General features: G+C 59.6%; 12 protein-coding genes and 1 riboswitch. Of the genes, 7 read left to right on the forward strand and 5 right to left on the reverse strand.

What is annotated here, in order from left to right:
• The first annotated feature begins 18 nt into the window (after window positions 1-18).
• Window positions 19-1,488, forward strand: a complete 1,470-nt coding sequence (locus B2J69_RS22375) for an aminotransferase-like domain-containing protein (RefSeq protein WP_081142502.1) — start codon at window positions 19-21, stop codon at window positions 1,486-1,488.
• A 186-nt stretch (window positions 1,489-1,674) separates the two neighbouring features.
• On the opposite strand, the gene thiE is transcribed toward B2J69_RS22375, so the two are convergent.
• From thiE to B2J69_RS22390, 3 genes are all read right to left on the reverse strand, one after another.
• Window positions 1,675-2,310 (reverse strand): thiamine phosphate synthase, encoded by a 636-nt coding sequence (gene thiE, locus B2J69_RS22380; RefSeq protein ID WP_081142504.1) that lies wholly within the window; start codon window positions 2,308-2,310, stop codon window positions 1,675-1,677.
• Window positions 2,307-4,235: a phosphomethylpyrimidine synthase ThiC gene (gene thiC, locus B2J69_RS22385; RefSeq protein ID WP_081142506.1), complete on the reverse strand. Its 1,929-nt coding sequence runs from the start codon at window positions 4,233-4,235 to the stop codon at window positions 2,307-2,309. The genes thiE and thiC overlap by 4 nt, the downstream gene beginning before the upstream one ends.
• An 84-nt stretch (window positions 4,236-4,319) precedes the next feature.
• A riboswitch (TPP riboswitch) is annotated at window positions 4,320-4,420 on the reverse strand.
• 249 nt (window positions 4,421-4,669) lie between these two features.
• Window positions 4,670-5,179, reverse strand: a complete 510-nt coding sequence (locus B2J69_RS22390; RefSeq protein ID WP_081142508.1) for an Rsd/AlgQ family anti-sigma factor — start codon at window positions 5,177-5,179, stop codon at window positions 4,670-4,672.
• Window positions 5,180-5,333: 154 nt separating this feature from the next.
• Between B2J69_RS22390 and nudC the strand changes: the two genes are divergently transcribed.
• From nudC to B2J69_RS22420, 6 genes are all read left to right on the forward strand, one after another.
• Window positions 5,334-6,104, forward strand: a complete 771-nt coding sequence (gene nudC / locus B2J69_RS22395) for an NAD(+) diphosphatase (RefSeq protein WP_081142510.1) — start codon at window positions 5,334-5,336, stop codon at window positions 6,102-6,104.
• Window positions 6,105-6,145: 41 nt separating this feature from the next.
• Complete coding sequence (hemE, locus tag B2J69_RS22400) at window positions 6,146-7,213, forward strand: uroporphyrinogen decarboxylase (RefSeq protein WP_081142512.1); 1,068 nt, start codon at window positions 6,146-6,148, stop codon at window positions 7,211-7,213.
• A gap of 2 nt (window positions 7,214-7,215) precedes the next feature.
• Complete coding sequence (gene nfi, locus B2J69_RS22405) at window positions 7,216-7,884, forward strand: deoxyribonuclease V (protein WP_081142514.1); 669 nt, start codon at window positions 7,216-7,218, stop codon at window positions 7,882-7,884.
• Between the two features lie 62 nt (window positions 7,885-7,946).
• Window positions 7,947-8,537 carry a YjaG family protein gene (locus tag B2J69_RS22410; protein WP_081142516.1) on the forward strand — a complete coding sequence of 197 codons (591 nt, stop codon included), beginning with the start codon at window positions 7,947-7,949 and terminating at the stop codon, window positions 8,535-8,537.
• Between the two features lie 188 nt (window positions 8,538-8,725).
• Window positions 8,726-8,998 (forward strand): nucleoid-associated protein HU-alpha, encoded by a 273-nt coding sequence (gene hupA / locus B2J69_RS22415; RefSeq protein WP_033755847.1) that lies wholly within the window; start codon window positions 8,726-8,728, stop codon window positions 8,996-8,998.
• Window positions 8,999-9,065: 67 nt separating this feature from the next.
• Window positions 9,066-9,731 (forward strand): DUF1481 domain-containing protein, encoded by a 666-nt coding sequence (locus tag B2J69_RS22420; RefSeq protein WP_081142518.1) that lies wholly within the window; start codon window positions 9,066-9,068, stop codon window positions 9,729-9,731.
• Window positions 9,732-9,763: 32 nt separating this feature from the next.
• Here B2J69_RS22420 and purD read toward each other — a convergent pair whose 3' ends face one another.
• Together purD and purH are read right to left on the reverse strand one after the other, a co-directional pair.
• A complete protein-coding gene (purD, locus tag B2J69_RS22425) occupies window positions 9,764-11,044 on the reverse strand; it encodes a phosphoribosylamine--glycine ligase (protein ID WP_081142520.1) in 1,281 nt (426 codons plus the stop codon).
• Window positions 11,045-11,060: 16 nt separating this feature from the next.
• Window positions 11,061-12,650 carry a bifunctional phosphoribosylaminoimidazolecarboxamide formyltransferase/IMP cyclohydrolase gene (gene purH / locus B2J69_RS22430; RefSeq protein WP_081142522.1) on the reverse strand — a complete coding sequence of 530 codons (1,590 nt, stop codon included), beginning with the start codon at window positions 12,648-12,650 and terminating at the stop codon, window positions 11,061-11,063.
• Window positions 12,651-13,180: the final 530 nt, after the last annotated feature.

Genomic DNA, 13,180 nt, shown 5'->3' on the forward strand with positions numbered 1-13,180 from the left:
TGCCTGAGGGAGACGATCATGACGCGTTATCAACAGCTGGCGATGCATCTGGCGCAGCGCATTGAGCAGGGGCTCTATCGCCACGGCGAGAAGCTGCCGTCAGTGCGGAGCCTGAGCCTTGAACATGGCGTCAGCATCAGCACCGTGCAGCAGGCCTATCACGTGCTGGAGGAGAAGCAGCTGATTACGCCGCAGCCGCGTTCCGGCTATTTCGTTACGCCGCGCAAGGCGACGCCGCCGGTGCCGCGGCTGACGCGCCCGGTACAGCGTCCGGTAGAGATCACGCAGTGGGAGTCGGTGCTGGATCTGCTCGATACGCGGCTGGAGCCGAACATGATGCAGCTGGGAAGCGGCATGCCTAATCTGACGCAGCCGACCCTTAAACCGATGTGGAAAATCCTCAGCCGTCAGGCGCAGCGGCAGGCAACCGAACTTCTCGGCTACGATAATCTGTATGGCGTGGTCGCCTTGCGCGAGCAGATCGCGCGGCTGGCCATCGACAGCGGCTGTCAGCTGTCGGTTGAGGATATCGTCATCACTACCGGCTGCCATGAAGCGCTGTCGGTATCGATTCGCGCGGTATGCGAGCCAGGCGACATCATCGCGGTGGAGTCGCCATCGTTCCACGGCATTATGCAGACCCTGCGCGGCTTCGGCATCCGCGCCATCGAGATCCCCACCGATGCGGTCACCGGCATCAGTCTGGAGGCGCTTGAGCTGGCGTTCGAGCAGTGGCCAATCAAGGCGGTGATGGTGGTACCGAACTGCAACAATCCGCTGGGCTTTATTATGCCGGAAGCGCGCAAGCGCGCGCTGCTCACGCTGGCGCAGCGTTTTGACGTGGCGATTATTGAAGACGATGTTTATGGCGAACTGGCGTGGGACTATCCGCGGCCCGCAACCCTGAAGTCGATGGATCTGGACGGCCGCGTGCTGCTGTGCAGCTCTTTTTCGAAAACCATTGCCCCTGGCCTGCGCACAGGCTGGGTGGCGCCGGGACGCTATCGCGACCGCGTGCTGCACATGAAATATATCGCCACCGGCTCGAGCAATACGCTGGCGCAGCACGCGCTGGCGGAGTTTATTCGTCAGGGCCACTATCAGCCGCATCTGCGGCGCATGCGTCAGTTTTATCAGCGCAACTACAGCAGCTTTAGCTGTTGGGTACGCCACTATTTTCCGTGTGGCATCTGCGTGTCGCGGCCGCAGGGCGGATTTATGATGTGGGTCGAGCTGCCGGAGGCGTTTGACGCCGTGCGCCTTAACCGCGAGCTGCGCGATTCTCATATTCAGATCGCGGTCGGCTCGCTTTTTTCCGCGTCGGGAAAATACCGCAACTGTCTGCGGCTGAGCTTTGCGATAACGCTCGACGATCGCGTCGAACAGGCGCTGGCAAAAGTCGGCGAGGCCGTCGAGCGCGCGATAGCCGCCTGCGCGGGCGAACACTCTCCACAATCCATGCAGCATGAGATCCTCCTGGCGAAGTAGCTGAGGGCAGGGCCAGAGAGGGTGAAGGGGAGGTTCTGGCCCTGGCCAGGCTGGATGACCCGGCGAGAGCCACTGTAGCGAAACAGAAAAACGGCGCCACAGAGAAAGCCTGTCGCTGCGCGCCGTCTTCCATGCTTTTTACCGCTGTTGCAAACCGTTGCTGCCTTTTGTGCGGCGTATTGCGCTTCAGGCGTCTGGCTGCGCCTCTGCCAGTTTTAGCAACGTCTCGGTCGCCGCGCGCCAGTCTGGCGCCTGAGTAATGGCGCTGACCACAGCGATGCTGCCGACGCCGGTCGCCAGCACCGCAGGCGCGCGTTCAAGGCTGATGCCGCCAATCGCCACGGTGGAGATGCCCTTCAGCCGCGCGATATGCCGCTGCAGCTCCGCCAGACCTTGCGGCGCGGACGGCATCGCTTTCGTCTGGGTGGGAAAAATATGCCCCAGCGCAATATAGGAAGGGCCAATCGCCAGCGCGCGATCCAGTTCGGCGTCGTCATGGGTCGACAGGCCCAGCCGCAGGCCCGCCTCGCGAATGGCATTCAGGTTGGCGACGTCGAGATCCTCCTGACCGAGATGCACGCCATAGGCGCGATGCTTGATCGCCAGCCGCCAGTAATCATTGATAAACAGCCGTGCGTGATAGCGCTTGCCGAGCGCAATCGACTCGGCGATCGCCGGTTCTACCGCCTCGTCATCGCGATCTTTGATGCGCAGCTGGATAGTGCGCACGCCCGCCTCCAGCAGTCGCGCGATCCACTCGACGCTGTCGACCACCGGATAGAGCCCTAAGCGCGGCGCGGTAGCGGGAAAGGGGGTATTCATGGGTTCTCCTCGTTCAGCGCATCGGCCGAGTGATAAAGCTCGCTGCCCTGGCGGCGAAACCGGTCCGACATCTGCTGCATGCCGATCTCAACAGGCTGCGCCTCGGTTTGCTGGCGGGACGCGTAGTCGCGCACCTCCTGACTGATTTTCATCGAGCAGAATTTAGGGCCGCACATTGAGCAGAAGTGAGCGACTTTGCCTGACTCCTGCGGCAGCGTCTCATCGTGATAGGCGCGGGCGGTGTGCGGATCGAGCGCCAGGTTAAACTGATCTTCCCAGCGGAATTCGAAACGCGCTTTGGACATGGCGTTATCGCGGATCTGCGCGCCCGGATGGCCCTTGGCCAGATCCGCCGCGTGGGCGGCGATCTTATAGGTGATCAGCCCCTGTTTAACGTCCTCTTTATTCGGCAGGCCGAGGTGCTCTTTCGGCGTGACATAGCAGAGCATGGCGCAGCCGAACCAGCCGATCATCGCGGCGCCGATGCCGGAGGTGAAGTGATCGTAGCCGGGCGCGATATCGGTGGTCAGCGGGCCAAGCGTGTAAAACGGCGCCTCGTGGCAATGTTCCAGCTGTTCGGTCATATTGCGGCGGATCATCTGCATCGGAATATGGCCGGGGCCTTCGATCATCACCTGCACGTCATACTCCCAGGCGATCTTTGTCAGCTCGCCCAGCGTGTGCAGCTCGGCGAACTGCGCCTCGTCGTTGGCGTCCTGAATCGAGCCGGGACGCAGCCCGTCGCCGAGCGACAGGGAAACGTCGTAGGCGGCGCAGATTTCGCAAATCTCGCGGAAATGTTCATAGAGAAAACTTTCGCGGTGATGCGACAGGCACCACTTCGCCATAATGGATCCGCCGCGCGAGACAATGCCGGTCAGCCTTTTAGCCGTCATCGGCACATAGCGCAGCAGCACGCCGGCATGAATAGTGAAGTAATCTACCCCTTGCTCCGCCTGCTCCAGCAGGGTGTCGCGGAACACCTCCCAGTCGAGATTTTCCGCGACGCCGTTGACCTTCTCCAGCGCCTGATAGATCGGCACGGTGCCGATAGGCACCGGGCTATTGCGCAGGATCCATTCGCGCGTTTCGTGAATATAGCGGCCGGTCGAAAGATCCATCACGGTGTCGGCGCCCCAGCGCGTCGACCAGACCAGTTTCTCTACCTCCTCCTCGATAGAGGAAGTGACCGCCGAGTTGCCGATGTTGGCGTTGACCTTCACCAGGAAGTTACGGCCGATAATCATTGGCTCCGACTCGGGATGGTTGATATTGGCGGGAATGATGGCGCGGCCAGCGGCCACTTCCTGACGTACGAACTCAGGCGTGATGTTTTCCGGCAGCTGCGCGCCGAAGCTGTAGCCCGGATGCTGCTGACGCAGCACTTCACCGCGAATGCGCTCGCGCCCCATATTTTCGCGCAGCGCGATAAATTCCATCTCCGGCGTCACGATACCCTGACGCGCATAGTGGAGCTGCGTGACGCGACGTCCCGCTTTCGCACGGCGCGGCTGCGGCAAATGGTCGAAACGCAGATGATCCAGCCCGTCGTCGGCCAGACGCTGCTGGGTGTAGCGCGAGCTGATTTGCTCTAACGTATCGCTGTCGCCGCGCGCGGCAATCCAGCCGGCGCGCAGCTTCGCCAGCCCGCGCTGTACGTCGATCGTGGCATCGGGATCGCCATAAGGCCCCGCCGTATCGTAGACCGGCACCGCCTCATTTTCCTCATAGCGCGGCGCATCCTTGCTGCCGCCCGTCAGCGTCGGGCTGAGCTGGATCTCGCGCATCGGCACGCGGATATCGTCGCGGCTACCCCGGATCCAGATTCGCTTTGAGTTGGGAAAGGCGACGCCGCCCTGAAGCGCATGGATAAAGGCCTGCGCCTGCGCGCGCTGTTCACGTCGGTTAGTTTTGGTGGTAGACATAGCAATTTTCCTGTTGAGGGGGAACGTTGCTTGTCCGGAGTTCGGAAGGAGTAACAGACACGACAGGCAGCCGCCTGCGCACTGATGATGTTTACTCTTGTTCCCTTCGCAGGTTCTAACCTGATCAGGTTCCGCGGATCCCGAATTAACGGTCTCAGCCCTTGCGGGCACTCCGACAAGATTTCGTTTTACGTTTTAAGCTACTTAGCTTGCCAATTCGCGCCTGGGCAGTGCTCGTGACGGTCACATACTTCAGTATGCTCCCGTCCCTGCGCGCTGTCCGAGCGTGAACTGGCTGCGCACGCTACGCTTAAAACGCAAAACGCCAGTGCATATTGCACAAAAATAAAACGGGTTTTCGACGTTATCGCCGAAAACCCGTTTAGCATAAAAGGGCTGGTTCAGAATAACAAGCGATTTACAACTGGTTAACCTTAAGCCGGACGCGAGAGCTGGCTGCTGTCGTTCGCCACCGGGGCGCGCACCAGGCTGTTATCCCAGGCAAGCTGGATCAGCTTATCTTCCAGCGTGAAACGCGCTTCCAGCACTTCGCCGACTTCCGACAGCGCCAGCTGGAAATCAACGCAGTTGTCGTCGTCGATCGACTGCTGCAGATGGCCATCGTAGAGCTGCATCAGACGTTCGGTATTGGCTTCCAGCGGCGGATAAATCTGCGCGGCGGCAATCATCGGGCTGTCGCCTTCCATCTCATTGATGATGCGCTCATAGATACTGAAGTGACCGGCGGAAAGGTAATCGACCAGACCGTGACAGAAGTTGTCGAGCGCCTGCTCGTCTAACGTCGTGAGCGCCTCTTTGTTGGGTTTCAGCCCAACCAGGTGGTAATAAGACACCAGTAGCTGGCGACGGGCGTCCAGCCACGAATCGACCAGTTCATTGCTGCCACCTACGCGCTCGGTCAGGACATTTAACTGGTTAAGCATTTCTGACTCCATATCAATAAAATCCCCCTGACCGTGACGGCCGCGGCGGGTCAGAGGCCGCCTGCAAGCTGAACGATTTAGGGTATAGTTGTTTGTCTACACACTTAACATCAGGACTTCAGCGTATCGAAAAGACGCTAAGGATGACGATTAGATGCAACATGAGATCTCAAGCGTAGACGCTGGATGGTGGATTGTCAGCCATGAACAGAAACTTTGGTTGCCGCAGGGCGACCTGCCGCACGGCAGCGCCGCTGCGTTTAAGCTAGCGGGAAGCAAGGCGCAGGCGGTCGGCGAGTGGCAAGGCGAAACGGTCTGGCTGGTGTGTGAAAATCGCGATCGCGATATGTTCTCGGTGCGCCAGCTGATTGATGAAGAGGCGGGGCTGTTTCAGCTTGCCGGACGCGCGGTGCAGCTGGCGGAGTTTTATCGCTCGCATCGCTTCTGCGGCTACTGCGGTCACGAGATGCATCTCAGCAAGCAGGAGAACGCCTGTCTGTGCGGCCACTGCCGCGAACGCTATTACCCGCAAATTGCGCCCTGCGTCATTGTCGCCATCCGGCGCGGCGATGAGATCCTGCTCGCCAACCACGCGCGCCATCGCAACAGCATCTATACCGTGCTGGCGGGTTTTGTCGAGGTAGGCGAAACGCTGGAGCAGGCGGTCGCGCGCGAGGTCATGGAAGAGAGCAACGTGCGCGTCAAAAATTTGCGCTATGTCACGTCGCAGCCCTGGCCGTTCCCCCATTCACTGATGATGGCGTTTATGGCGGAGTATGACGGCGGCGATCTGCAAATCGACAACAAAGAGCTGCTGGACGCCGGCTGGTACCGCTACGATGCGCTGCCGCTGTTGCCGCCGCCCGGCACCGTGGCGCGCCGCCTGATAGAAGATACCGTTGCCATCTGCCGCGCCGACGCCTGAGAAGTGTTACACTAGGCGCCTGAAATTGAGAGAGTCCTGAAATGAGTGAACTAAAGAACGATCGTTATCTGCGCGCCCTGTTACGTCAGCCGGTGGATATCACCCCGGTGTGGATGATGCGACAAGCCGGGCGTTATTTGCCGGAATATAAAGCGACGCGCGCCGAAGCTGGCGATTTTATGTCGCTGTGCAAAAACGCCGAACTGGCGTGTGAAGTCACCCTGCAGCCGCTGCGTCGCTACCCGCTGGACGCGGCGATCCTCTTTAGCGATATCCTGACCATTCCCGACGCGATGGGGCTGGGACTCTACTTCGAAACCGGTGAGGGCCCGCGCTTCTCCAGCCCGATTACCTGCCGTGCCGATGTTGATAAACTGCCGGTGCCCGATCCAGAGCAGGAACTCGGCTATGTGATGAATGCGGTGCGCACCATTCGCAAAAACCTCAAGGGCGAAGTGCCGCTGATTGGCTTCTCCGGCAGCCCCTGGACGCTGGCGACCTATATGGTGGAAGGCGGCAGCAGCAAAGCCTTCACGAAGATCAAGAAGATGATGTACGCCGATCCCGCCACGCTGCACGCGATGCTCGATAAGCTGGCGGACAGCGTCATTCTCTATCTCAACGCGCAGATCCGCGCGGGCGCGCAGTCGGTGATGGTGTTCGACACCTGGGGCGGCGTGCTGACGGGCCGCGACTATCTGGAATTCTCGCTGCACTACATGCATAAAATCGTCGACAGCGTGCTGCATGAGAATGAAGGCCGCCGCGTGCCGATTACGCTGTTCACCAAAGGCGGCGGACAGTGGCTGGAAGCGATGGCCGCGACCGGCTGCGATGCGCTGGGACTCGACTGGACCACCGATATCGGCGAGGCGCGTCGCCGCGTCGGCGACAAAGTCGCCCTGCAGGGCAACATGGATCCGTCTATGCTTTATGCGCCAGCTGCGCGTATTGAGCAAGAAGTCGCCGGTATTCTCAAGGGCTTCGGCGCAGGCAGCGGTCACGTCTTCAATCTGGGGCATGGCATTCATCAGGATGTGCCGCCAGAACATGCGGGCGTGTTTGTTGAGGCGGTACACCGTCTCTCAGGCCACTATCATCAGGAGTAAGTATGGACATTGCTGCACTGCGCGCGGAACAGATCCAGCGCGCTGCAGAGGTGGTGCGGCAGGATGATTTCGACGTGCTGCCGCCGCGTTTTATCGGCGGCGCTGACGTTGGATTCGAACAGGAAGGGGCGGTGACGCGTGCCGCCCTGGTTATCCTCGAATATCCTTCCCTCAAGCTGGTGGAGCACCGCGTAGCGCGCATCGCCACCACCATGCCCTACATTCCCGGCTTTCTCTCTTTCCGTGAATATCCGGCGCTGCTGGCGGCGTGGAACATGCTTGAGCAAAAACCGGACCTGCTGTTTGTCGACGGACACGGCATCTCGCACCCGCGCCGTCTTGGCGTCGCTTCGCACTTTGGCTTAATGGTGGACGTGCCGACCATCGGCGTGGCGAAAAAGCGTCTCTGCGGCCGTTTCGCCGATCTGGATCCAGAGCCGGGTTCGCGCCAGCCGTTAATCGACAAGGGCGAGCAAATCGGCTGGGTATGGCGCAGCAAAGCGCGCTGTAATCCACTGTTTGTCGCGACCGGACACCGCGTTAGCCTGGACAGCGCACTGCACTGGGTGGAAAAGTGCATGGGCGGCTATCGCCTGCCGGAACCGACGCGCTGGGCCGATGCCGTCGCCTCCAACCGCACCGCCTTTCAACGCTGGCAAAACGCGCTTTAACGCTGTGCGCGCGGCGCTTTTGCGGTACACTGCCGCCAGCTAAACGATGAAGAGCCCTGTTCATGTTACAAAACCCCGTTCACCTGCGTCTGGCAAAGCTGGAAAGCTGGCAGCATCTGACGTTTATGGCTTGCCTGTGCGAGCGTATGTTCCCCAATTACTGGGCCTTCTGTCAGCAGACGGAATTCGCCGATGCGTCACTCTATCGCCGCATCCTTGATCTGGTCTGGGAAAGCCTGACGGTCAAAGACGCTAAAATCAACTTCGACAGTCAGCTTGAAAAGCTTGAAGCCGCCATTCCCGACGGCGAGGCGTTCGACGTCTACGGCGTCTATCCGGCCATCGATGCCTGCGTGGCCTTAAGCGAAGCGCTGCACGCCATGCTAAGCGGCGAAACCCTGGAGCATGCGATCGAAGTCAGCAAAACCTCCATCACCACCGTGGCGATGCTGGAAATGACCCAGGCCGGACGCGAAATGAGCGACGACGAGCTGCGTGAAAACCCTGCTGTAATCGACGAATGGGACCTGCAATGGGAGATTTTTCGCCTGCTGGCCGACTGCGAAGAACGAGACCTTGAATTGATCAAAGGATTGCGTTTGGACCTGCGAGAGGCGGGAATCAGCAACATCGGTATAATTTTTCAGCAGTAAGGCGGGAAAACGTGACTTCAGGCCCGAATTAGCGAGCCTGGAGGCTTCACATCGGCCCCCTGTCTGGTCTACATTTGGGGGGCTGAAAATTGTGGCTATCGGTGCGTGCAGGCTGAAGAGTGCCAGAATATGGCTTTTCCCTCGCACTCGTTGCTTAGCAAGCGATAAATACACTTTAAGGATAACTTATGAACAAGACTCAACTGATTGATGTGATCGCGGAAAAAGCGGACCTGTCAAAAACCCAGGCTAAAGCGGCTCTGGAATCTACTCTGGCTGCGATCACTGAGTCTCTGAAAGAAGGTGATGCTGTACAACTGGTTGGTTTTGGTACTTTTAAAGTGAACCACCGCGCTGAGCGTACCGGTCGCAACCCGCAAACTGGCAAAGAGATCAAAATCGCTGCGGCAAACGTACCGGCCTTCGTCTCTGGTAAAGCGCTGAAAGACTCTGTCAAATAAGACGTCGCACCGCGGTCAGAATTTTAAAGAAGGGGCGAATTCGCCCCTTTTGTATTAGGGGCCAGCGATGACGAAGCTGCGTTCACACTCCTGTTTCGCTCTGCTTTTTCTGCTTCTGCTTTCCGGGTGCGGCTCAACGCCCGATACGCCTCCTTTTAGCGCCAGCGGCTACCTTGCCGATCGCGGCGCAGTGCGCATCTGGCGCAAGAACAGCGGCCATCTCACCGTTCATATACGCACCCTCTATACGCCCTTTAATGGCGATGCCTCTGAGACCACCGACTATGTGTGGCAAGAAGAGAAGCTGGTTAGCGTGGCACGCCACGTCAGCGGCAAGCAGCCTGACGATGTGACGCTGCGTTTTGACCAGGACGGCAGCCTCAGCTTTATGCAACGGCAGCTGGCCAACCGGCGCGAAGCCGTTGATACGGATACGGTAGAACTCTACAAATTCGACGCGCAGCGCATGCTGGCGCAGAGCAACGCTTTGCTCAGCGGTCGCGTCATGCTGAAACAGGGCTTGTGGCGGGGCGCAAAACAGATCGAAAGCTGCGACGGCGCGCGGGTGTCGCCCGCCTTCGACGATTATGCCTTTCAGACGCTGGCACAACAGCAGCGGCGCAGCAGCGAGCCGCTGCTGGTTTCCTGGCTGGAGGCGCCAGAGGGCACGCAGCTGCTGCGCGCCGCGCCGGGAGAACGCTGCGATTCGCAGCCGAAAGAAGAAGATATGTAGAAAGAAAAGGGCGCCTGAGGCGCCCTTTTTGCTTACTTGCGATTGATAGCGCGATAGCCGATATCGCGGCGGCAGAAGCTGCCGTTCCAGGAGATGGGCTGCGCCAGCTCATAGGCGCGTTTTTGCGCCGCCGCCACGTCGTCGCCCAGCGCGGTGACGCAGAGCACGCGGCCGCCGTTGGTCAGCACCAGATCGTTATCGAGACGGGTGCCAGCGTGAAACACCTTGCCGTCTTCCACTTCTTCCAGCGGCAGGCCGTGGATCTGCTCGCCGTTGACGTAGTCGCCCGGATAGCCGCCCGCCGCCAACACCACGCCCAGCGCCGGACGCGGATCCCACACGGAATCCTGTTGATCCAGCGCGCCGTCGCACGCCGCCAGGCAAAGCTCCACCAGATCCGACTGCAGGCGCAGCATGATCGGCTGCGTTTCCGGATCGCCGAAGCGGCAGTTAAACTCAATTACCTTCGGCTGGCCTGACTGATCGATCATCAGACCGGCATAGAGGAATCCGGTATAGACGTTGCCTTCCGCCGCCATGCCGCGCACCGTTGGCCAGATCACCTGATCCATCACGCGCTGGTGGATCTCGTCAGTGACCACTGGCGCAGGAGAGTAAGCGCCCATGCCGCCGGTATTCGGACCGGTATCGCCGTCGCCGACGCGCTTGTGATCCTGGCTGGTGGCCATCGGCAGCACGTTTTCGCCGTCGACCATCACGATAAAGCTGGCCTCTTCGCCGTCGAGAAACTCTTCAATGACGATGCGGTGGCCCGCGTCGCCAAAGGCATTACCGGCCAGCATATCTTTCACTGCCGCTTCCGCCTCTTCCAGCGTCATGGCGACAATTACGCCTTTACCGGCTGCCAGACCGTCGGCCTTGATGACGATAGGCGCGCCTTTCTCACGCAGGTAGGCCAGCGCCACTTCGACATCGGTAAAGTTGCGATATTCCGCCGTGGGAATATGGTGGCGCGCCAGAAAATCTTTGGTGAACGCCTTGGAGCCTTCCAGCTGCGCGGCGTTTTTAGTCGGACCGAAAATCTTCAGGCCCGCCGCGCGGAACGCGTCGACCACGCCGATAACCAGCGGTGCTTCCGGGCCGACGATGGTCAGATCAATCGCTTCGCGCTGGGCGAACGCCAGCAGGGCAGGGATATCGGTCGGGCTGATATCGACGTTCTGCAGCGCTGGCTCCAGCGCGGTGCCGGCGTTGCCAGGCGCGACGAATACCGTTTCCGCCAGCGGCGACTGGGCCGCTTTCCAGGCCAGCGCGTGCTCACGACCGCCGTTGCCAATCACTAAAATTTTCATATTGCTCTCCAGAGAATTAATGGCGGAAGTGACGCATGTCGGTGAAGATCATGGCGATGCCGTGCTCGTCTGCCGCGGCGATAACTTCTTCATCGCGGATCGAGCCGCCCGGCTGGATAACGCAGGTGACGCCAACGGCGGCCGCCGCGTCGATACCGTCTCGGAACGGGAAGAAAGCGTCTGACGCCATCGCTGAGCCTTTGACCTCCAGCCCTTCGTCGGCGGCTTTAATGCCGGCGATTTTAGCGGAGTAAACGCGGCTCATCTGTCCGGCGCCGATTCCAATGGTCATATTGTCGCGCGCATAGACGATAGCGTTCGATTTCACGAACTTCGCCACCTTCCAGCAGAAGAGCGCGTCGCGCAGCTCCTGCTCGCTCGGCTGACGCTTGCTGACGACGCGCAGCTGGCTCGCTTCCACCATGCCCAGGTCGCGATCCTGCACCAGCAGGCCGCCGGTAACGCGTTTGAAATCGAGTCCGGCGACGCGCGCCTGCCACTGGCCGCAGACCAGCACGCGAACGTTCTGCTTCGCCGCGGTGACCTTCAGCGCCGCTTCGCTGGCGGAGGGGGCGATAATCACTTCGACAAACTGACGGCTGATGATCGCCTGCGCGGTGGCTTCGTCCAGCTCGCGGTTGAAAGCGATGATGCCGCCGAAGGCTGAGGTGGGATCGGTCTGATAGGCGCGATCGTAAGCTTCAAGGATCGATGCGCCAACGGCGACGCCGCACGGGTTGGCATGCTTGACGATCACGCAGGCCGCTTCGCTGAACGCCTTCACGCACTCCAGCGCCGCGTCGGTATCGGCGATATTGTTGTAGGAGAGCGCCTTGCCCTGCACCTGCTGCGCAGTCGCCACCGAGGCTTCCTGCACATTCTCTTCTATATAGAAGGCGGCGTCCTGGTGGCTGTTTTCACCGTAGCGCATATCCTGCTTCTTAATAAAGTTCAGGTTCAGGGTGCGCGGGAAGCGGCCGGCGGGTTGCTCGCGCTCGCCATGATAGGCGGGAACCAGCGAGCCGAAGTAGTTGGCGATCATACTGTCGTAGGCGGCGGTATGCTCAAAGGCTTTGATCGCGAGGTCGAAGCGCGTTTCCAGCGTCAGAGAGTTTTCGTTGGCGTCCAGCTCGGCCACGATGGCGTCGTAGTCGCTGCTCTTGACCACAATCGCCACATCTTTGTGGTTCTTGGCCGCCGAGCGCACCATGGTGGGGCCGCCGATATCGATATTCTCAACCGCATCTTCCAGCGTGCAGCCGTCGCGCGCGACGGTTTGAGCAAAGGGATAGAGGTTAACGACCACCATGTCGATAGGCTCGATAGCGTGCTGCGCCATAATCGCGTCATCCTGGCCGCGACGACCTAAAATGCCGCCGTGCACTTTCGGGTGCAGCGTTTTGACGCGTCCATCCATCATTTCCGGGAAGCCGGTGTAGTCAGACACTTCGGTGACGGCAAGACCCGCATCGGCCAGCAGGCGAGCAGTTCCGCCTGTAGAGAGGAGTTCGACGCCGCGGGCAGAGAGCGCCTGAGCAAATTCGAGGATACCGGCTTTGTCTGAGACACTCAGCAGAGCGCGGCGTACAGGACGACGTTGTTGCATGGTGGTTTTATCCCTTGGCTTTGTTTCGCGTAAATAAGAGCGTTACATCAAGCTTAGCGATCTTCATTGCAATAAGAAGAGGCAAAACTTCAGGTAACGCCCCGAAAAGGGGCATCCTTGACGTCGCCGGGCATTGTAGCGAAAACGTTTGCGTGCTGCTCGCAAAAATTCGCCTCGCAATGCATTGTGGATAACTTTGTGGGTAATCGCGTATAAGGCGGGCTTTTGCTGTGGAATGCAGCGAACGCTCATTTTTCTGCAATTTTACTGTTGCGCTCTCTGAACGACTCCCTATAATGCGCCTCCATCGACACGGCACAACGGCTTACGGAATGTGGTGTTGAGGTGATGAAAATCACCGTCGGTTAAAGCGAAAATAAACGCTTGACTGACACAGAGAGTAGCGTAATATACGCCACCTCGCAGCAGCAGGCTCAGCCGCTGACTGCACCGCTCTTTAACAATTTATCAGACAATCTGTGTGGGCACTCGAGAGCAGATATCAAAAGCCTCCGGGCTTAAAAAATATC

The organism is Pantoea latae (genome assembly GCF_002077695.1).
In the GTDB taxonomy this organism is placed as follows: Bacteria; Pseudomonadota; Gammaproteobacteria; order Enterobacterales; family Enterobacteriaceae; genus Pantoea; species Pantoea latae.